20 protein-coding genes and 1 pseudogene are annotated in these 20,354 nt (G+C 41.4%); all 21 read left to right on the forward strand.

The window, feature by feature from the left end; all coding sequences use genetic code 11:
• Window positions 1-126 precede the first annotated feature (126 nt).
• The 21 genes and pseudogenes from ACZ427_RS00385 (at window position 127) to murA (ending at window position 19,555) form a co-directional block, all read left to right on the forward strand.
• Window positions 127-528, forward strand: a complete 402-nt coding sequence (locus ACZ427_RS00385; protein ID WP_461176773.1) for a GNAT family N-acetyltransferase — start codon at window positions 127-129, stop codon at window positions 526-528.
• A 359-nt stretch (window positions 529-887) separates the two neighbouring features.
• On the forward strand, window positions 888-1,919 hold the full coding sequence (locus ACZ427_RS00390; protein WP_461176774.1) for an L-threonylcarbamoyladenylate synthase: 1,032 nt from the start codon (window positions 888-890) through the stop codon (window positions 1,917-1,919).
• Window positions 1,920-1,991: 72 nt separating this feature from the next.
• Window positions 1,992-2,546: a manganese efflux pump MntP gene (locus ACZ427_RS00395; RefSeq protein WP_461176775.1), complete on the forward strand. Its 555-nt coding sequence runs from the start codon at window positions 1,992-1,994 to the stop codon at window positions 2,544-2,546.
• A 60-nt stretch (window positions 2,547-2,606) separates the two neighbouring features.
• Window positions 2,607-2,825: pseudogene (locus tag ACZ427_RS00400) on the forward strand (hypothetical protein); the annotation flags it as partial.
• A 139-nt stretch (window positions 2,826-2,964) separates the two neighbouring features.
• A complete protein-coding gene (locus ACZ427_RS00405) occupies window positions 2,965-3,570 on the forward strand; it encodes a low molecular weight protein arginine phosphatase (protein WP_461176776.1) in 606 nt (201 codons plus the stop codon).
• Window positions 3,571-3,735: 165 nt separating this feature from the next.
• Entirely contained in the window at window positions 3,736-4,311 is a 576-nt protein-coding gene (locus ACZ427_RS00410; RefSeq protein ID WP_461176777.1) for a TIGR01440 family protein, read from the forward strand.
• 74 nt (window positions 4,312-4,385) lie between these two features.
• Complete coding sequence (locus ACZ427_RS00415) at window positions 4,386-5,633, forward strand: serine hydroxymethyltransferase (protein ID WP_461176778.1); 1,248 nt, start codon at window positions 4,386-4,388, stop codon at window positions 5,631-5,633.
• 148 nt (window positions 5,634-5,781) lie between these two features.
• Window positions 5,782-6,411, forward strand: a complete 630-nt coding sequence (upp, locus tag ACZ427_RS00420) for a uracil phosphoribosyltransferase (RefSeq protein ID WP_461176779.1) — start codon at window positions 5,782-5,784, stop codon at window positions 6,409-6,411.
• 297 nt (window positions 6,412-6,708) lie between these two features.
• Window positions 6,709-8,880 carry a S8 family serine peptidase gene (locus ACZ427_RS00425; RefSeq protein ID WP_461176780.1) on the forward strand — a complete coding sequence of 724 codons (2,172 nt, stop codon included), beginning with the start codon at window positions 6,709-6,711 and terminating at the stop codon, window positions 8,878-8,880.
• A 658-nt stretch (window positions 8,881-9,538) separates the two neighbouring features.
• Entirely contained in the window at window positions 9,539-9,937 is a 399-nt protein-coding gene (locus ACZ427_RS00430; RefSeq protein ID WP_461176781.1) for an ATP synthase subunit I, read from the forward strand.
• Window positions 9,938-10,000: 63 nt separating this feature from the next.
• Window positions 10,001-10,723 carry a F0F1 ATP synthase subunit A gene (atpB, locus tag ACZ427_RS00435; RefSeq protein WP_461176782.1) on the forward strand — a complete coding sequence of 241 codons (723 nt, stop codon included), beginning with the start codon at window positions 10,001-10,003 and terminating at the stop codon, window positions 10,721-10,723.
• 107 nt (window positions 10,724-10,830) lie between these two features.
• Window positions 10,831-11,037, forward strand: a complete 207-nt coding sequence (gene atpE / locus ACZ427_RS00440) for a F0F1 ATP synthase subunit C (RefSeq protein ID WP_461176783.1) — start codon at window positions 10,831-10,833, stop codon at window positions 11,035-11,037.
• A 160-nt stretch (window positions 11,038-11,197) separates the two neighbouring features.
• Window positions 11,198-11,701 (forward strand): F0F1 ATP synthase subunit B, encoded by a 504-nt coding sequence (gene atpF / locus ACZ427_RS00445; protein WP_461176817.1) that lies wholly within the window; start codon window positions 11,198-11,200, stop codon window positions 11,699-11,701.
• Window positions 11,698-12,243, forward strand: coding sequence for a F0F1 ATP synthase subunit delta (locus tag ACZ427_RS00450; RefSeq protein ID WP_461176784.1), 546 nt, complete (start codon window positions 11,698-11,700; stop codon window positions 12,241-12,243). The genes atpF and ACZ427_RS00450 overlap by 4 nt, the downstream gene beginning before the upstream one ends.
• A gap of 18 nt (window positions 12,244-12,261) precedes the next feature.
• Window positions 12,262-13,776: a F0F1 ATP synthase subunit alpha gene (gene atpA / locus ACZ427_RS00455; protein ID WP_461176785.1), complete on the forward strand. Its 1,515-nt coding sequence runs from the start codon at window positions 12,262-12,264 to the stop codon at window positions 13,774-13,776.
• A 59-nt stretch (window positions 13,777-13,835) separates the two neighbouring features.
• Window positions 13,836-14,696, forward strand: a complete 861-nt coding sequence (gene atpG, locus ACZ427_RS00460) for an ATP synthase F1 subunit gamma (protein ID WP_461176786.1) — start codon at window positions 13,836-13,838, stop codon at window positions 14,694-14,696.
• Window positions 14,697-14,842: 146 nt separating this feature from the next.
• Entirely contained in the window at window positions 14,843-16,240 is a 1,398-nt protein-coding gene (gene atpD / locus ACZ427_RS00465) for a F0F1 ATP synthase subunit beta (protein WP_461176787.1), read from the forward strand.
• A gap of 273 nt (window positions 16,241-16,513) precedes the next feature.
• Window positions 16,514-16,909, forward strand: a complete 396-nt coding sequence (locus tag ACZ427_RS00470) for a F0F1 ATP synthase subunit epsilon (RefSeq protein ID WP_461176818.1) — start codon at window positions 16,514-16,516, stop codon at window positions 16,907-16,909.
• 238 nt (window positions 16,910-17,147) lie between these two features.
• Window positions 17,148-17,378, forward strand: coding sequence for a DUF1146 family protein (locus tag ACZ427_RS00475; RefSeq protein WP_461176819.1), 231 nt, complete (start codon window positions 17,148-17,150; stop codon window positions 17,376-17,378).
• 100 nt (window positions 17,379-17,478) lie between these two features.
• Window positions 17,479-18,192 carry a YwmB family TATA-box binding protein gene (locus tag ACZ427_RS00480; RefSeq protein WP_461176788.1) on the forward strand — a complete coding sequence of 238 codons (714 nt, stop codon included), beginning with the start codon at window positions 17,479-17,481 and terminating at the stop codon, window positions 18,190-18,192.
• A gap of 34 nt (window positions 18,193-18,226) precedes the next feature.
• The gene (gene murA / locus ACZ427_RS00485; RefSeq protein WP_461176789.1) at window positions 18,227-19,555 is read left to right on the forward strand and encodes a UDP-N-acetylglucosamine 1-carboxyvinyltransferase; all 1,329 of its coding nucleotides are present in this window, start codon (window positions 18,227-18,229) and stop codon (window positions 19,553-19,555) included.
• Window positions 19,556-20,354: the final 799 nt, after the last annotated feature.

A 20,354-nucleotide genomic window follows, 5' to 3' on the forward strand; every position in this document is an offset into this window, starting at 1 on the left:
TAGTATTTTCAGTAATATTATAGCAGTGAAGAAAGCATACAATTTTCTTGCTGCATAAGTATGGATTTTGGCCTTTTGCTACAAGGACTTCTTTATATTCTATTAAAAAAACTAGAGGTGATATGTATGAATTTAATCCCGGCTTACCGCGCATCTGAGGAAGATCTGGAACAATTTTTCGAAAAAAATAATCATGTCAAAAAAGATTCTCTCCTGTTAAAAGGTCATGTAGTAGAAATCAATGAAAAAATTGAAGGTTGCTTTGTATTAGAGGAGATGGAGGAAGGCGTGTTTTGGCTGAAGCAACTTTATATTACTCAAACGGAAGCAGCAAAACTTCCTTTTTTGTTGGACGCCATCCTAATGCTGGCAAAAAAGAAGCAGGCGAAAAAAATATATGTACACAGTCATCAGCCGGTTGTGGATTTATTATTGGAAGCGCTGCAATTTAACCCACAAAAGGGAAAGGTTTTTGTGGATAAGTACAATGCAAACGAAGGAAATTGGTGGTCTTATAGTGTTTCGTAGGCGTATTTGAGGATAAGTACAAGAAAGAAATGTTAATAAGTGAAGGAAACCCAAATTTTCTAAAAGTTATACACATTGTCCACAGGGTCATGTGTATAACTTGTTGGGAAGCTGTTAACAATTTAACGTATTTGTGTATAAACTTCACACTAAATTTACAAAACCCCTATAGATAAAGCATAGGCCTGTGGATAAAATTCTGCAGGCCTATTTGGATGTTAAGAAAACATAAAGCTCTCTTACTGAAGGCGTTTAGATGAAGGTTTTGCCATCAATGCCCGATGAAACCACAGTTTGCTAAAATTTTACTCGGAGATGCTTATCGATTAAAATGGTGGTAGAAATGAGGGAACATACGGATGGAAACAGTACGTTGGACGATAAAAAATGACAAACCATATAATGATAAAGTAATTAAAGAAGCGGCAGAGCTGCTCAAACATGGAGAAACGGTGGCATTTCCGACAGAAACGGTATACGGCCTGGGAGCAGATGCGACAAGTGAAGCGGCTGTTTCGAAAATTTTCCGGGCAAAAGGACGCCCGGAGGACAATCCGCTAATTGCCCACATCGCGAGTCAGGAGCAGTTGAAAGAGCTTGTGGGTAATGTCCATAGCTATGTGGATAAGTTAATCAAGGCATTCACACCCGGGCCTCTGACATTTGTTTTGCCGAGCAATGGTACATGTGCAATGAATGTAACAGCAGGTTTACCCACAATCGGGGTGAGAATGCCTGATCATCCGGTCGCACTGCAGCTTCTGCAATATTGTGATATTCCGATTGCAGCACCGAGTGCGAATATTTCTGGAAAACCAAGCCCAACCACAGCGCAGCATGTCTGGGATGATTTATATGGAAAAATTGCCGGAGTCCTGAACGGCGGGCCAACAGGTGTCGGGGTGGAGTCAACGGTAATCGATTGTACACAGGATATCCCCATCATTCTCCGGCCAGGTGGTGTAACGAAAGAACAGCTGGAAGAGGTTGTTGGAACAGTGATGGTTGATCCGGCTTTGGCAAACAAAGAGGACAAGCCAAAAGCTCCAGGAATGAAGTATAAGCACTATTCTCCGGAAGTCCCCTTATGGCTCGTAGATGGGGAACCTGAGAAAATCCAGCAGATGATTTATAAGGAGCAAGAGAACAATAGGCGTGTTGGAGTGCTTGCTACAAACAATATGGCGGGTTTGTTAGAAGCGGATGAAAAAATTTCACTTGGGAAGGATGCAACCGAAATCGCAGCACATTTATATGAAGCTTTGCGCACATTTAAAGAAGGTGATGTGGATATCATTATATGTGAGGCTTTTTCGGAAGAAGGGATCGGCCAGGCGGTAATGAACCGGTTAAAAAAAGCAGCAAGTGAATATTTTAAAATCACGGTATAGCCATATGTGAAATATCATAAACCTCCCCGGAGATGCATATAGTTTAGAAGCATGTCCGGGGAGGAAAATAGAATGCAGGATTATTACATAGCTGAAATCGTTTCATTATTAATAATGGCTACAGCCCTTGGCGCAGATGCATTTTCTGTAAGCCTGGGACTGGGGATGCAGCAGCTGAGACTTAAACGAATTGCGTTAATCGGTATCGTCATCGGATTGATGCATGTGCTCATGCCGTTTGTTGGAATCATTCTTGGACAGGTCATCTCTACACAAATCGGTCAATTCACGACACTCGCTGGCGGGCTGTTGTTATTCGGTATTGGTGCACAAATGTTCTTTTCTGCATTCCATCAGGGTTCCAAAAAAATGGTTGAGCCTGTTGGCATCGGTTTGTTTCTCCTTGCTTTCAGTGTGAGTATAGACAGTTTTTCGGTTGGCTTGAGTCTGGGAATTTCTGGTGTCAAAATCGTGCTTGCATTATTTTTGTTTGGTGCAGCAAGTACCATCCTCACATGGTGTGGTATGATGCTTGGCAGAAAAGTCCATGGCCTGTTAGGTGCCTATAGCGAATTACTCGGCGGAAGTATTCTGTGCGGATTTGGCCTGTATTTATTGTTTGGCTGAGCGAGAGTTTTAAAACTCGAGCGATAGCCTGAGCGCCGGACCACCGAGCCTGAGCGCCGGACCACCGAGCCTGAGCGCCGGACCACCGAGCCTGAGCGCCGGACCACCGAGCCTGAGCGCCGGACCACCGAGCCTGAGCGCCGGACCACCGAGCCTGAGCGCCGGACCACCGAGCCTGAGCGCCGGACCACCGAGCCTGAGCGCCGGACCACCGAGCCTGAGCGCCGGACCACCGAGCCTGAGCGCCGGACCACCGAGCCTGAGCGCCGGACGCTATAACTTATAGCGTAACATCCTTCCACGTACACTTCTCCTTGAATTGCCCCAATTACTTCCAAAATTCCTTTTCTAAAAACCCTCTCGTTTTCCCTTTATTTATGATATATTTAACCTAGAGTAAATAAACGGAGGTTCACGAATGAAGATTTTGTTTGTTTGTACGGGGAATACATGTCGAAGTCCGATGGCTGAAGCATTGCTTAGAGAGAAAATTCCTGATGCCGAGGTGCAGTCTGCAGGGTTATTTGCTGGAATGAATCAACGGGCAAATGAGAATGCCTTGAATGTTTTAAAAGAGCGTAATATTGAAGTGAATCATCTTTCGCAGCCGGTGACAACGAAATTATTGCAGTGGGCGGATATAGTATTAACAATGACTACTTCGCACAAACAATCACTGATCATCGAATTTCCGAATTTTCAGGAAAAATATTTCACCCTTAAAGAATATGTTTCCGACTCGGATAAACAAGTATGGGATGAACTGAAAAAAGCCTATTCCGATTATGAGGAAAAACGATCATTATTCATCCAGAAAAATCAGCGCCATATGGATAATAAGAAATTGGACCGGGAACTGCAGGAACATGTATATGAAGATGGTAAACAAATTCGGCGGCTGGAAGCAAATCTTATCAATTATGACGTCTCTGATCCATTTGGTGGGGACCTGAGAGTCTATCAGGAGACACTTGTAGAACTGGATAAATATATTAATCTGTTGCGCAAAAAATTGGATAAATAAGTATAATGATTGCAATTTTTCTTTTTGTTTAAAAAAGGACTTAAAAAATGACTCGATTTGTTGCATAATATACAAATAAACAATATGTAAAAATGAACAACATTTTATCGTTCACTTGCGAAAAGCAAATGGACTGATTCAACATATGATGGCAGGTGAGCGTGAATGACAGATTTTAATCAACAGGTTCAAAAGGATATCGAAGCTGTCATTAACGAATGGATTACCAGCGATTTATTACAAGAAGGGGATCTCTTTGTTATAGGCTGTTCTACGAGTGAAGTGATTGGTGAAAAAATAGGGACATCCGGGAGTGAGGAGATTGCCGGGATTCTTTTTTCGGAACTGAGGAAATTAAAGCGGGAAACAGGTGTCCAGCTTGTCTTTCAATGCTGTGAACATCTGAACCGGGCCCTTGTCGTAGAAAAAGAAACGATGCAGATGAACCGGCTTGAAGAAGTTTCTGCCATACCTGTACCAAAAGCAGGCGGATCGATGGCTTCCTTCGGATTTAAAGAGATGGACAACCCTGTCGTTGTTGAAACAATCAAAGGACATGCCGGGATTGATATAGGTGAAACAATGATTGGTATGCAGTTAAAACATGTGGCAGTACCTTTAAGATTAGACCAGCGATCTATCGGCAATGCCAGAGTAACAGCTGCAAGAACCCGGCCCAAATTGATTGGTGGACAGCGGGCAAATTATGAAGATACAAGATTAAATACCATCTACAAATAAAATATTTAATTTATTCCATATATATCACGATGGAGTAATTAAAATAATTTTTTACTTACATAGGAGGATGACAAATGGAGCATGTAAAGCAATCAGACTATGAATTATATCAGGCAATTCAAGCAGAGAAATCACGTCAGCAGGATAAAGTTGAGTTAATTGCATCAGAAAACTTTGTCTCAGAAGCAGTGATGGAGGCAATGGGATCCGTATTAACAAATAAATATGCGGAAGGCTACCCCGGCAAAAGATATTATGGCGGTTGTGAGCATGTTGATGTTGCGGAAAACCTGGCGCGTGACCGTGCAAAACAGTTATTTGGAGCAGATCATGCCAATGTTCAACCACACTCTGGTGCCCAGGCAAATATGGCTGTATACTCCAGTGTCCTAAAACCGGGTGACACGGTACTTGGTATGAACCTTAATCATGGTGGTCATCTGACACATGGCAGTCCTGTTAATTTTAGTGGGAAACTATATAATTTTGTGGACTATGGTGTCGAAGAAGAAAGCGAAGAGCTGAACTATGACGTGATTTTGGAAAAAGCAAAAGAGGTAAAGCCGAAGCTGATTGTTGCTGGTGCAAGTGCCTATTCCCGGAAAATTGATTTTGCGAAATTCCGTGAAATCGCTGATCGTGTAGATGCTTATTTAATGGTTGATATGGCACATATTGCCGGACTTGTAGCGGCAGGTCTACATCAAAATCCGGTGCCACATGCCCATTTTGTTACAACGACTACACATAAAACATTGCGCGGGCCTCGTGGCGGGATGATTCTATGTACAGAGGAACATGCGAAAAAGGTTGATAAGTCTGTATTCCCAGGGATGCAGGGTGGTCCATTAATGCATATTATTGCAGCGAAAGCAGTATGTTTCAAAGAAGCATTATCTGATGATTTTAAAACATATGCGAAACAAATTATTAAAAATGCTAGTGCACTAAGTAGTGAATTGGAAAAAGAAGGGCTTCGTATCGTTTCAGGCGGAAGCGATAATCATGTAATGCTTGTGGATGTGACAACACTGGAGCTTACAGGGAAAGTAGCTGAAAAAGTGCTGGATGATATCGGAATTACCACAAATAAAAATACGATTCCTTTTGATACAGAAAGCCCGTTTGTGACAAGTGGTGTCCGTATCGGAACAGCGGCTGTAACTTCCCGTGGTTTTGGTGAAGCAGAAATGAAAGAAATTGCTTCTATCATTTCACTGACATTGAAAAATCATGAAGATGAAGCAAAATTAAAAGAAGCTGCGGATCGTGTGAAGAAACTGACAGATAAGTTTCCATTATATTCAAAAGTATATGCTTAAGAAAAGATGAAGGGTGTCCCGGGTCGGGGCATCCTTTTTCTGCAGTTTTTGTGATTAATTATTACAAAAATTAGTGATAGCTTGAAAGCAGTTCGTTTTATTAGTACAATTTTAAAGATATAACTTTTTTCGAAGGAGTGATCGACTAATGAGCAATGTTTTCGTACTGGATCATCCGTTGATTCAACATAAAATAACCTACATAAGAGATAAAAACACAGGGACAAAGGAATTCCGCGAACTTGTAGACGAAGTAGCCATGCTGATGGCATTTGAAATAACAAGAAACCTCCCATTACAGGAGACGACAACTGAAACGCCGGTGATGGAAGCTACAACGAAAGTATTAGCAGGTAAAAAAATCGGGCTTATTCCGATTTTACGTGCCGGGCTTGGTATGGTTGACGGAATGTTGAACCTTATCCCTGCAGCTAAAGTTGGGCATATCGGGATGTACCGCGATCCGGAGACATTTATCCCACATGAATACTATATAAAATTACCTTCTGATATTGAAGAACGTGAATTAATTGTGATTGATCCGATGCTTGCGACAGGTGGGTCTGCAAATGATGCGATTCATTCCTTGAAAAAACATGGAGCGCAAAATATCCGCCTGATGTGTCTGATTGCTGCACCGGAGGGTGTTGAAGTCATTCAGAAAGAACATCCGGACGTTGATATTTATTTAGCAGCAATGGACGAAAAACTGGATGAAAATGGATATATTGTTCCAGGACTCGGTGACGCAGGTGACCGGTTGTTTGGCACGAAGTAATAACATGATAGCTGTTATCTCTTTTTTAGAGAGGTAGCAGTTTTTTATTGTAAAAAAATAAGGCACTTTCAATTCGCATTCGCAAATTTTGATGTCGCAATAGATATAAAAGACGAAGTAACTTGAAATTATGGTTGATGCGATTACTCGCTACGGAAATCAACCCAGCAGGCATGTCGTATTTTATCGTTTTTGTGTCAAATTAATTATCTTTTAGAAATCCAAAAATAAAGGCGAACATACCAAGTATAATTCAGCTCCATCTTCCAAAAGCTAGAAGGAAAAAGGAGTCCTACCATGCGCCGATTATTCTGCATATTCGCAGCCATCCTCACCGTGTTGATAACCCCCACCATCATTTCACATGCATCCGAAGAGGACCTCCAATCAATCATCATAGAAGTCGAGGGTGATCCAGACGAACATAAAAAATATCTTGAAGCCTATCATCCATTCGTTGAGGTGATCGCTGTGTACGACCAACTACTTAATGGTTTAGCACTACAAGGATCTCCTGAGAAACTCGAAAAAATGGAATCCCTGGAATTTATCAAAACGGTCCATAATGTAAAATCCTACAGTACAGACATGTCTGTAAGCCTGTCCGATGAGCAGTCCAGTGCTGTCATTCCTTCCGACCTGAATGATACCGTTCATACTGGAAAAGGCGTCAAAGTAGGTGTCATTGATACAGGCATCGATTATAACCACCCGGATCTGGCGATGAATTACCGGGGAGGCTACGATGTCGTTGATTTGGACGAGGATCCAATGGAAACAACAATTGAAGAGGGGATACCAACCCTCCACGGCACACATGTTGCAGGGATTATTGCAGCGAATGGAGAGATAAAGGGAGTTGCCCCGGAGGCAGAGATCTATGCGTATCGTGCACTCGGTCCTGGTGGGAGGGGGACAACGGTCCAGGTAATTGCAGCAATGGAACAGGCGGTTGAAGATGGAGTGGATGTGATGAACCTGTCACTCGGTAATGCAGTCAATGGCCCGGATTATCCGACGAGTATGGCGGTAAACCGTGCGAATGATCTGGGGGTCGCTGTCGTTCTTGCCAATGGAAATAACGGTCCGGATAATTGGACGGTTGGTTCACCTGCGACTGCTTCCGGTGCACTTGCTGTCGGTGCTTCCAGTCCTCCAGGGAGGATGCCTTACCTTTACGAATTTTCATCAGATAAACCGATTCCGCTTCAACCAATGGCAGGATCAGTCCCATGGAATCTGGAAAAAACATATCCGGTTGCACCTGGCGAAGAAGCTAATCTTTTAGGTAAGATAGCACTTTTCAAACGTGATGATGTACCTTTCTATGAAAAAGCGAAGACAGCTGAAGATAACGGAGCTGTAGGGGTGGTCATTTATAATAATGAGGAAGAGCCAATGCAGGGGACGATTGATAATAAAAATAGTCCGATAACGATTCCTGTAGCTGTTATTTCACATGCGGACGGAAAATGGCTTCAGGAAAAAGTTCAAAAAGATAACCTGCAACTGGAAACAGTGTATCAGGAAACGATACACTCTATCGCAAATTTCAGTTCCCGTGGTCCGGTGACAGTTAATTGGCATATCAAGCCGGATGTACTTGCACCAGGAACGGATATATTAAGCACGGTTCCGAACGGCTATCAGCAGCTTCAGGGGACCAGTATGGCAGCACCACATGTCGCAGGCGCCGTTGCATTACTGAAAGAAGCAAAACCGGACTGGACAAATGATCAGATTTTTGGAGCATTAAAGACGACGGCAATGCGAATGGAAACGGAAGATGGAACCCCAAATGAACCAATAATCCAGGGGTCTGGAGAAATACAGCCGAAAGCAGCGATTGAAACAGGGACAATTATCCATGATTCGATGCTTGCCTTTGGAAAAATCGAAGCATATAAAGAAAGTCAGACAATTGAAGTAGAGATTGAAAATACAACAGAACAGGATCAGACCTACACATTTGATATCCCCAAAAAACAAAAAGGGATAACGTGGGAACTTCCACAGAGCTTTACAATTGAAGCAATGGAAAGCAGAACAATTCCAATCGAAATAAGTATCAACAGCTCCCAGATAGATGAAGGACTCCATCAGGGGTGGATTGAATTAAATCAGGACAAAGAAACGTATCACCTTCCATACCTATTCGTGAACAAAGAGGCACAACAGCCAAAAGCAATGGGTTTTGAATTTGGGCCAAAAATGTTCTCTGATGATACGTTTGAATACCGCTTGTATATAACGGAATCTGCAACCAAAGCAGAAGTGGAATTATACAACCCAGATACACTGATGTATGAGCGAACATTACTGGAAACAGATGAATTGGAAGTAGGTATGAATGAAGGGGAGTTGAAGGAATCGGAAATTGGAAAACCGGGCAATTATCTGGCATTGCTGACCGTATACCTGGAAGATGGCGGGCATGAAAGCCATGAAATGATGCTGTTTATTGAGTAACGTAGAGTATCGGGAAATGAGCAAGAAGTGGCATTTTTGTGATGTAAATTCAACAAAAAAATGAATGGCGAAAAATCGTTCACGAAAATGTCACTTTTTATATAAATGGATGGTTTAAAACAGAAAGAATTTGATATATGATTTTAGGTAATAGAAAGCCTTTATTATAGGCGTTTATAAATCGTTGCTAAATTCATAAAAATCTGTCTTTCGCTCTCGGGAAATATCATTGCAAATATAACTGAAATTGGGTATAGAAAGCAATTGACAACATATATCAGGCTAATGTAAACTTGCTAAGTGTGGGATGAGAAGGTTTTCAGTTTCAGTGCATTATTTCTATTTTTATATCGAAAGTTGTCATACATAGGAAGTAGAAAACCTCCAATTGATTGACTCCCCACGAAAACTGCAGGTCACATTTTAAACTGCTTTTAGAAGGAAACAGGGTACCGTGTTTTTAGGGGAATTGTGGTGAAGACATCTTTTGAACCTCAGCCGAACAGTCCCGACGCAGGCAAATTTAATCTTATATACATTGTCTAACATATATACAGGATACTTGCCCCATTTATTCCTGATAAAAAATCAGATTTTATTTGGACAGCGTTGGTGTATTGGAAAGCTTTGTTTCGATTTTTAAGGAGAAACGTAATACATGTTGAATTATGATGCAATGGTAACACGTCAACGCAAGTGGATGCTATTTTCTTTAGCGGTATTCTTGCTTGGGTCTGTCTTCACACCATATACACGTGTCTTTAATGGACTTCTGTTAGGTAGTGTGGCAAGTTTTTATAATCTGTGGCTTTTGCAGAGGAAAACCGAACAGTTTGGAGAAACTGTAGCAAAGGGTGGTACTTCTTCAAAGCTTGGTATCGGAACATTTGCAAGGATGGCCGCAGCGGCGCTGGTTACATTAATCGCGCTTCGATTCGAAGAACACTTTCATATTATTGCTGTAGTTGCCGGGCTGGCAACATCCTACATATTTATGATGCTGGACATGTTTTATCAGGTACTCATAAAACATGAGAAGGGCAAACACAACAATTAAGGCCAGCTCAGGAAGGTAATATATGAGTTCATACTATATTAAAAATACAAAGGGGTGAGAATTTTGAATCATACAGCTCCAATCGTGGAAGATGTGTTCGGGATTTCCTGGCTTGATTTTAATATGGCCAATGTCCTTATGATCATTGTAACTTCGGCAATTGTATTTGTCCTAAGTGTACTTGGTGCAAGAAAACTGCAGATGAAACCGACCGGGGCGCAAAATGTGATGGAGTGGATTCTCGATTTTATAAAGGGGATCGTTAATGACACCATGGACTGGAAAACAGGAAGGCTTTTCCTTCCACTGGCAATCACATTGTTTACATATATACTTGTAGGCAACTTGCTTGGTGTAATAACAAATGGGGTTGTGGGTCATAACTTATGGTGGAAATCACCAACTGCTGATCCGGGCATCACCCTGACATTAGCAGCAATGGTAATTGTATTGTCCCATTATTACGGAATAAAATTGCGGGGTGGCAAAGAATATATAAAGGATTACTTCCGTCCGGTAGGCTTTTTATTTCCAATCAAAATTGTGGAGGAGTTTGCAAACACCTTGACGTTAGGTCTTCGTCTGTTTGGTAACATTTATGCAGGAGAAGTTTTGCTGGCACTGCTTGTAAGTTTAACATCATCCGGTTTCTTTGGTTTTATAGGTGGGGCTATCCCATTCTTGGCATGGCAAGGATTCAGTGTGTTCATTGGCGGTATCCAGGCATTTATCTTCACCATACTATCCATGGTTTATATTTCACACAAAGTAAGTGAAGAACATTAAACATTATTGAACAACTTTTTCATTCTTTAGTTACCCAGTTTTAATAGAATACCTGTTAAAATTGGAAATAATAAAATTTATATATCATTTTGAGGAGGATTTATATTATGGGAGCTTTAGCAGCTGCAATCGCAGTAGGATTAGGGGCACTTGGTGCTGGTATAGGTAACGGTTTGATCGTAAGTCGTACAGTTGAGGGGATTGCCCGTCAACCAGAACTGAAAGGTCAATTGCAAACAACAATGTTCATTGGTGTAGGTTTGGTTGAGGCTGTTCCAATCATCGCGGTGGTTATCGCGTTAATGGTTATGTAATTTAATAGGAACTGATAAAAATGGCGAAGATTATCTTCCAAAAGAACCTTCGCCGTTGTTTGTGATTATTCCTGGAAAGACTTAGTGATAAACAAATATAGATGTAATATTCACCATGGAAGTGAAAGGAGTGAATTCTGTGCATACGTTTACTGATCATATGATAATTCATGCAATTGGCGGTTTCCAACTTGGAGATATGCTCGTGCAGCTGGTCTTCTTTCTCTTGTTACTCTTTTTAGTCGGGAAGTTCGCATGGGGACCGGTAGTGAATATGATGCAAAAGCGTGAAGATTATGTTGCAGGTGAAATAGAAGCTGCAGAAAAAAGCCGCGCGGAAGCAGAAAAAGCATCAAACGAAGCTGTAGAGCAATTAAAGCAAACCAAACAAGAAGCACAAAAAATTATAGAAGATGCAAAAAATGCTGGGGTTAGACAAGAACAAGATATTATTGAGTCTGCCCGTACGGAAGCTTCCCGTATTAAGGAAGCTGCACAGGCAGATATTCAAAACGAGAAAGAACAGGCACTGCAGGCACTTCAAGATAAAGTTTCTTCATTATCTGTACTTATTGCAGGTAAAGTTATTGAGAAAGAAATCAGTGCACAGGATCAAGAGAAATTGATCAATGAATACATTAAAGAGGTAGGAGAAGAGATATGAGTGAAGCATTAGTTGCCAAACGTTATGCAGAAGCTCTTTTCCAACTCGGCAAAGAAAAAGCTGTGCTGGACCAGTTACTGGAAGATTTTCGCGTAGTGAAGGAAGTTTTTCAAACAAACAAGGAACTTATTACATTCCTGAAGCATCCCCGTTTTGATAATGAGAAAAAGAAACAGTTTCTTGATGAAGTGTTTCAAGGTCTCGGAACAGATGTCGTTAACACATTGAAAATATTAGTGGAACGTCATCGTGTGGAGGTCACTCCCTCCATTATTGATCATTTAGTCCAATTATCGAATGATGCAAAAGGAATTGCAGAGGCTCGTGTATACTCTGTTCGCGAACTGTCGGATGCCGAAAAACAGGAATTGGAAACATCATTTGCGAAACGTTTAAATAAAGTATCGGTTTCGTTTGAAAATGTTGTTGATCCAACGCTTGTTGGCGGAGTGAAAATTCGTATGGGAAATACAATTTATGATGGCTCCATTAGCGGAAAGCTAAAAAGAATAGAACGAGATATGCTGACTGCAAACAAATGATGATAGGGGTGAAAGGCTATGAGCATCAAAGCTGAAGAGATCAGCACACTTATAAAACAGCAAATTGAATCGTTTGATACAGATATTGAAGTAAGTGATGTCGGAACAGTTATTGAAATTGGTGACGGTATCGCTCGTGCCCACGGCCTTGATAATGCAATGGCCGGGGAACTGCTTGAATTCTCAAATGGTGTCATGGGTATGGCGCAAAACCTGGAAGAAAATAATGTTGGTATTATTATTCTGGGCCCATTCTCAGAAATTAAAGAGGGCGATGAAGTTCGCCGTACTGGGCGTATCATGCAAGTTCCAGTTGGAGAAGAATTAATTGGACGTGTGGTAAACCCACTTGGGCAGCCGATTGATGGTAAGGGCGCAATTGAAACAACAAATAACCGTCCGATTGAAGCAGCTGCTCCAGGGGTAATGGATCGTAAATCAGTTGATGAGCCATTACAGACTGGTATTAAAGCGATTGACGCACTTGTGCCAATCGGCCGTGGTCAGCGTGAGTTGATTATCGGTGACCGTCAAACAGGTAAAACAACTGTAGCGGTTGATACAATCCTGAACCAGGCAGATCAGGACATGATTTGTATTTATGTTGCAATTGGTCAAAAGGAATCGACAGTGAGAAGTACTGTTGAAACATTCCGCCGTCATGGCGCACTGGATTACACAATTGTTGTATCTGCAGGTGCATCAGAACCGGCGCCATTACTATATCTTGCTCCATATGCAGGTGTAGCAATGGGTGAAGAATTTATGTATAACGGAAAACACGTTCTTGTCGTATATGATGACTTATCGAAACAAGCAGTAGCTTATCGTGAGCTCTCCTTGCTCCTTCGTCGTCCACCAGGTCGTGAAGCATTCCCAGGGGATGTATTCTACATTCACTCCCGCTTACTGGAGCGTGCAGCTAAATTGAGTGATTCACTCGGTGGCGGTTCATTAACTGCATTGCCATTCGTTGAAACTCAAGCCGGGGACATTGCTGCATATATCCCGACAAACGTAATCTCGATTACCGATGGACAAATCTTCCTGCAGTCAGACTTATTCTTCTCTGGTGTACGTCCGGCGATAAACGCAGGTAATTCCGTATCCCGTGTAGGTGGTTCAGCCCAGATAAAGGCAATGAAAAAAGTTGCTGGTACGCTGAGACTTGACCTGGCATCCTTCCGTGAACTGGAAGCCTTCTCGCAATTCGGTTCAGATCTTGACAAGTCTACACAGGCAAAACTGAATCGTGGACAACGTACGGTTGAGATTTTGAAACAGGGTCTTCATAAACCGATGGCTGTTGAAAAGCAGGTAATGAGCCTTTATGCATTAACGAGAGGTTTTCTTGATGACCTCCCAGTTGAAGATGTTCTTCGTTTTGAAGAGGAAATGGGTGTATGGATGGACAGTAATCGCAAAGAATTGCTTACGTCTATTCGCGAAACAGGGAAACTGCCTGAAACAGACGATATGAATGATGCGGTCGAATCATTTAAGAAAACATTTTTACCTTCAGAAAATAAATAAACAAACTTAAAATAAGAAACACTCTCGGGACCTTTGGAATGAAAGGGCGGTGAAAAAGCTTGGCATCACTTAGAGATATCAAAGGCAGAATCGATTCGACAAAAAAGACGAAGAAAATCACATCTGCAATGCAAATGGTTTCTGCGTCAAAGATGTCGAAAGCCGAACAAAATACAAAAGCATTCGAACCATACAGTGATAAAATTCAGGAAGTTGTAGCAAGTATTGCGAATTCCAGTGGGGATGCAACACATCCAATGCTTGAGAAACGCGAAGTGAAAAAGACGGGATACCTTGTTGTTACATCAGATAAGGGACTGGTTGGTGCATATAACAGTAATGTTTTAAAAAGTATGTACAATACAATCCAGAAAAATCACAGCTCAAAAGATGAATATTCCATCATTGCTGTTGGGCGTAAGGGATATGAGTTTTGCAAAAAATTGGGCCTTCCTATCTCCAAAAGTATTATCGGACTGGCAGATCAGCCTGATTTTGCAGACATTAAAGATCTTGCTTCAGAGACTGTACAAATGTTCGCAGATGAAGAAATCGATGAACTGCATATTTTCTATAATCATTATGTAAGTGCGATTTCACAACAAGTTACAACAAAACAATTACTGCCAATCACTGATCTAGAAGAACAAGGTGGAACTGGCAGTCAATATGAGTATGAGCCAAATGAACAATTGATATTGGAAGTACTCCTGCCACAATACGCTGAAAGTTTAATCTATGGTGCGCTATTGGACGGGAAAGCGAGTGAGCACGCAGCTAGTATGACGGCAATGCAAAGTGCAACAGATAATGCAGAAGAGCTTATCGATGACTTAACATTGACCTATAACCGTGCACGTCAAGCAGCTATTACACAGGAAATCACAGAAATCAGTGGTGGAGTTGCAGCATTGGAATAGCTCCTTGATTATTAATGATCAACTTTGACTTATTTAGATGATGGTCGGATAAGTATAAGGGAATTTTTAACGCTCACCATAAATCTTTGGTGATAAGCTTTTAAATTTTCGAGGCAGTCAAGAAAGTTAGTTAGGAGGGAAATCTTTTGAGCAAAGGACTTGTGACACAAGTAATGGGACCTGTCGTCGACGTTAAGTTCGAAGACGGACAGCTTCCAGATATCAATAACGCTTTAACCGTACAACTTGATAAAGCTGATGCTTCACTTGCTTTGGAAGTAGCGCTTCATCTTGGGGATAACAGTGTGCGTACGGTTGCGATGTCATCAACAGATGGCTTAAAGCGTGGAACAGTAGTAGAAAATAATGGTAGACCTATTTCCGTTCCGGTTGGGGACGTGACATTAGGAAGAGTATTTAACGTACTTGGTGAAAAAATCGACTTGGACGAGCCACTAGAAGCAGATGTCCGTCGTGACCCAATTCACCGTCTGCCACCGGAATTTGAGGACCTGACAACTGAAACACAAATTTTGGAAACTGGAATCAAAGTAGTAGACCTTTTAGCACCATATGTAAGAGGTGGTAAAATCGGTTTATTTGGTGGTGCGGGTGTTGGTAAGACCGTATTGATCCAGGAATTAATTAATAACATCGCACAGGAGCATGGTGGTATTTCCGTTTTCGCAGGTGTTGGGGAACGTACACGTGAAGGTAACGACCTTTACTATGAAATGAAAGACTCCGGAGTTATCGAGAAAACGGCAATGGTATTCGGTCAGATGAACGAGCCTCCTGGTGCACGTATGCGTGTTGCTCTGACAGGATTGACCATGGCAGAGTACTTCCGTGATGAACAGGGGCAGGACGTGTTATTGTTTATTGATAACATTTTCCGTTTCACACAGGCAGGTATGGAGGTATCCGCACTGCTTGGCCGTATGCCATCAGCTGTTGGTTATCAGCCGACACTTGCTACAGAGATGGGACAACTGCAGGAACGTATTACAACAACGAAAAAAGGTTCCGTAACATCCATTCAGGCGATTTATGTACCTGCCGATGACTATACAGACCCTGCACCGGCAACAACGTTCGCACACCTGGATGCAACGACGAACCTTGACCGTAGCTTATCTGAGCAAGGTATCTATCCGGCGGTGGATCCACTGGCATCAACATCACGTGCATTGGACCCGGAAGTTGTCGGAGAAGAGCACTATCAGGTAGCTGCAGAAGTACAGCAAACACTTCAGCGCTACAAAGAATTACAGGATATTATTGCAATCCTGGGGATGGATGAGCTGGGTGATGAAGATAAAATGGTTGTGTCACGTGCACGCCGTATTCAATTCTTCCTTTCTCAGAACTTCCACGTAGCCGAACAATTTACCGGTCAGAAAGGTTCGTATGTACCGGTGAAAGAAACGGTTGAAGGATTTAGAAAAATTCTCGATGGAAAATACGATGACCTGCCTGAAGATGCATTCCGTCTGGTAGGCCGGATTGAAGAAGTAGAAGAAAAAGCTAAAGGTATGGAATAATAGACATAAGGTGGAAGACTGGATTGCAGTTTAAAAGCTTTCCGGTAATTGGCTGATACAATCTTATAGTGCGTGTTCAAAATGAAGATGAAAAGGACCGAGAAGTTCGAGGCGGCGTAGTTTCGTGCAGCGGAATGTATGCTTTTAGATACATGAGCAGCGGAGAAACAAGCCAACGAAGAAATTCGATGTGTCATTTTCACCGGACTTTTGAACAACCTCTTGTACATATTTTATCAGCCGGCTTCCTGCCAGTCTAAGGAGGGGTTACATCTGAAAACACTAACTGTGAGTGTTGTTACTCCTGATGGACCAGTATTGGAAGATAGTTTTGAGATGGTCAGCTGTAAAGCAGAGAGTGGTGAGCTTGGTATACTGCCTGGTCACATTCCACTGGTTTCCCCATTATCAATTGCTGCCGTACGGCTTAAAAATGGCACTGATACGAAGAAACTTGCTGTGAATGGTGGGTTCATGGAAGTAAGACCGGACAAAGTTACCATTCTTGCCCAATCAGCTGAAAAACCTGATGCGATTGACATCCAACGAGCCAAAGAAGCGAAGGCACGTGCAGAACGTCGCTTGCAGGCAAAACAGGATAGTATCGACTTCCAAAGGGCAGAATTAGCACTCAAACGAGCAATGAACCGATTAGACGTTGGTAATTAAAATATCATGAAAAAACCTCCCCTGACTTCAGTTGTGGGAGGTTTTTTAGTGGGTAATTATTTGTCGTTATTTCCCGGGAAATGTAAATATTATTTGCAATTAATTAGATAAGATAAAATACATTGACATTTTTCTGCAATCATGGCAAAGTAACTATTGGCAGTCTATTAATGACAGGTAGGAAATAGAACATAATAATAGTCATAAAATGTTCAAAATTAGAAGTAAGGTGGTCGCTATGATTGATATTGGTCAATTGGCACTTATAAGTATCATTTCACATATTTTCTTTATTGCATTAACATGGAGATTAATTATTTCAATTAATTTTGATCCACTGATTACAAAAGGGAAGGCAACAGAGGCAAGAATTTTATTGCTTTTCATTACGATTGTTATTGGAACTGCTGTAAGCAACTTTTTCCTTGATATCCTGCAATGGTCCAGGGATTTGTTGCTTCTCTTCTAATCTCGTAATCTGGTAATTTGTCATAATTTGTATCGTATTATATAAGGGTTCTCTGTTCATACTATAGAATACTATTTGATGAACAGGGGGCCTATTTTTTATGAGAAAAGTCGTATTTATAAGTTTATTATTTTTATGTATAACAACAGAAACAATGGCACAGAGTCAAGGGTCTGATGAGATGATGGAATTGGCTGCTCTTGTTACGGATAGTAATCTATCGATGGAAGAATGGCAGGTTACAATAAAAGAGAAGATGAATCATACGGAAATTAACAATATTTTGGAAAGCATGGAAAATAGTCATTTAGTCACTATGGAAGAAGATGAAAATAGTATAAAATATTCTCTTGTGAACACTCATAAAATGGATGGAATTTCCGAACATTATAATGTTGTCATCCCGAAAGACGGGATAAACCATCCAGAACTTATTGCAGTGATTGGAGGTACAGATTGGAATGAATCGATAGAAGATTTCTATCAGACAAGATTGGATTCAATAACCAGAAAGTACTTTACAAATGCCTCGCAAACATTTACATGGCTGAAGGCAGAGAATGATGATATAATTAAAAGTGATAGTTTTTTACATATGTTGGCGAAAAAACTTGAGCTTCAGCACATGGAAAAACAGTTCGATAACGTTGAAAATTCGATGCATGAAAAAATACTATACGGGTATACATCACTATGGGATCAAAAAATCACAATAGAAAATATACCAATGAATCTACAGGCAGCCGTAACAGTGAATCAAGATGGAAATCGGACATATACGGTAGGAACACCTATCCTAATAAATGAATATTAATATTATGAAATTGTATTTGAAGGAGAATTATAATATGGAAAAAATCATCGTAAGAGGTGGACACCAATTAAACGGCACCGTTAAAGTTGAAGGTGCGAAGAATGCAGTGCTCCCTGTAATTGCAGCAAGTCTTATCGCAAGTGAAGGGGAAAGTGTAATCACAGATGTCCCTGTTCTGGCTGATGTTTATACAATTAATGAAGTATTACGAAACATGAATGCTGACGTAAAATTTGAAAATAATACAGTTGTAGTTGATGCTTCAAAAAAGCTTTTGACCGAAGCCCCGTTTGAATATGTACGGAAAATGCGTGCATCTGTTTTGGTTTTAGGACCTTTACTGGCGCGTTATGGCCATGCAAAAGTTGCAATGCCAGGAGGATGTGCAATCGGATCACGTCCGATTGACCTGCACTTGAAAGGTTTTGAAGCAATGGGTGCAGAGGTTCATGTCGGTAACGGTTTTGTAGAAGCGAATGTAAATGGACGTCTGAAAGGCGCTAAAATTTATCTTGATATGCCAAGTGTTGGTGCAACAGAGAATATTATGATGGCAGCTGCCCTGGCAGATGGAACATCATTCATTGAAAATTGCGCAAAAGAACCTGAAATCGTTGATCTTGCAAATTACTTAAATAAAATGGGTGCAAAAATTGTTGGTGCCGGCACAGAAACAATCCGTATAGAAGGTGTGGAAAAATTATGCGGTACAGAGCATGCCATTATACCGGATCGTGTTGAAGCTGGAACATTTATGGTTGCAGCAGCGATTACAGGCGGAAATGTTTTAATTGAGAATGCGGAAAGTGAACACCTCCGTTCTGTCATCTCAAAACTTGAGGAAATGAACGTGTCGATTGAAGAAGAAGGAGAAGGGCTGCGTGTTATTGGTCCGGAAAAATTGAAAGCTACAGACATTAAAACATTACCACATCCTGGTTTTCCAACAGATATGCAATCACAGATGATGGCATTAATGTTAAGCGCACAGGGTACAAGTGTCATCACAGAAACTGTGTTCGAAAATCGCTTTATGCATGTGGAAGAATTCCGCCGCATGAATGCGAAAATGAAAATAGAAGGACGCAGTGTAATTATCGAAGGTGACAATAAATTACAGGGTGCTGAAGTAGCTGCAACAGATCTTCGTGCAGCAGCAGCTCTAATCTTAGCAGGGTTAACGGCAGATGGAGTTACACGTGTCACAGAATTAAAGCATCTTGACCGGGGATATGTTGATTTAGCTGGTAAATTGGCCGCTCTTGGTGCAGATATCGAACGTGTCGATGGGAACGGTGAAGTTATTGGACCTGTTGTAAACGTAGAGCAAAAAGTTGATGAAATAGCAGCTGAGATCTCTTAATTTCGCAGTAAAAACGATATAACATTAGAATTGTCTAAAGATGGTGCTAACACAGCCCATCTTTTTTTTAGCAGTTAAGAAAACCAATAGGGTGGATAAGAACGTGTCGTGTCACCACTATAATGAAAACAACTAATTTAACCAGAAGGCTGTTTGCTAAAAGACTTGGCCTGCGATTCCACTTACATCGAAAAGATTAGGGAGGACTGCGGTTACTCGCCCCACCGAAATGGTTTGGGATTGCGATTACTCATCCCATCAAAAAGACTTGTTGGTTTTGACATAAAAGATATAAAAGACGAAGTAACTTTATCGTGATTTCGCTTCTTCCATTTCTTTTGAACCCGAGCTATCACAATCGCTTCGGCAGAATACTTCGCTTTCCGTGGGCACGGCTTCAGCCTCCTCAGAAGCAAAGAACGCTTCTTCCGGGGTCTTCAGACTCGTGCTATTCCCACAGGAGTCTACGTATTCTGCCTACGCTTGGAGTGGTGTTCTGATTATAGAAAGGATAAAGCTCATGGAATTTATGTTTTATGAACGTATTTTCTCTTACAAAAAGCTATTCTAAGCTGCTTAAAAAATGCGAGACTCCAACGGGAAAAGGAACAGTCTGAAGACCCCGCAGCGAGCGGGCTTTGCGAGTGAGGAGGCTGAAGCGTTCCCCGTGGAAAGCGAGTATTTTTTAAGCAGCGCTGTATCAGCACCTATTTTGTAAGGGATGAGAGGAAATCATTGTTAAGTTACTTCGTCTTTTATATCAACTGCGACGTGAAGGAGCAACAAAATTTATCAAAAG

Source organism: Virgibacillus ainsalahensis (assembly GCF_055380755.1).

Bases quoted from the DNA above. Each gene is read 5' to 3' on its own strand.
- atpE (WP_461176783.1), top strand. From the start codon at position 10,831: ATGGGAGCTTTAGCAGCTGCAATCGCAGTAGGATTAGGGGCACTTGGT.
- ACZ427_RS00450 (WP_461176784.1), top strand. From the start codon at position 11,698: ATGAGTGAAGCATTAGTTGCCAAACGTTATGCAGAAGCTCTTTTCCAA.
- murA (WP_461176789.1), top strand. From the start codon at position 18,227: ATGGAAAAAATCATCGTAAGAGGTGGACACCAATTAAACGGCACCGTT.
- ACZ427_RS00480 (WP_461176788.1), top strand. From the start codon at position 17,479: ATGAGAAAAGTCGTATTTATAAGTTTATTATTTTTATGTATAACAACA.
- ACZ427_RS00410 (WP_461176777.1), top strand. From the start codon at position 3,736: ATGACAGATTTTAATCAACAGGTTCAAAAGGATATCGAAGCTGTCATT.
- atpA (WP_461176785.1), top strand. From the start codon at position 12,262: ATGAGCATCAAAGCTGAAGAGATCAGCACACTTATAAAACAGCAAATT.
- upp (WP_461176779.1), top strand. From the start codon at position 5,782: ATGAGCAATGTTTTCGTACTGGATCATCCGTTGATTCAACATAAAATA.
- ACZ427_RS00405 (WP_461176776.1), top strand. From the start codon at position 2,965: ATGAAGATTTTGTTTGTTTGTACGGGGAATACATGTCGAAGTCCGATG.
- ACZ427_RS00395 (WP_461176775.1), top strand. From the start codon at position 1,992: ATGCAGGATTATTACATAGCTGAAATCGTTTCATTATTAATAATGGCT.
- ACZ427_RS00415 (WP_461176778.1), top strand. From the start codon at position 4,386: ATGGAGCATGTAAAGCAATCAGACTATGAATTATATCAGGCAATTCAA.
- ACZ427_RS00390 (WP_461176774.1), top strand. From the start codon at position 888: ATGGAAACAGTACGTTGGACGATAAAAAATGACAAACCATATAATGAT.
- ACZ427_RS00425 (WP_461176780.1), top strand. From the start codon at position 6,709: ATGCGCCGATTATTCTGCATATTCGCAGCCATCCTCACCGTGTTGATA.
- ACZ427_RS00430 (WP_461176781.1), top strand. From the start codon at position 9,539: ATGTTGAATTATGATGCAATGGTAACACGTCAACGCAAGTGGATGCTA.
- atpF (WP_461176817.1), top strand. From the start codon at position 11,198: ATGATAATTCATGCAATTGGCGGTTTCCAACTTGGAGATATGCTCGTG.
- ACZ427_RS00385 (WP_461176773.1), top strand. From the start codon at position 127: ATGAATTTAATCCCGGCTTACCGCGCATCTGAGGAAGATCTGGAACAA.
- ACZ427_RS00475 (WP_461176819.1), top strand. From the start codon at position 17,148: ATGATTGATATTGGTCAATTGGCACTTATAAGTATCATTTCACATATT.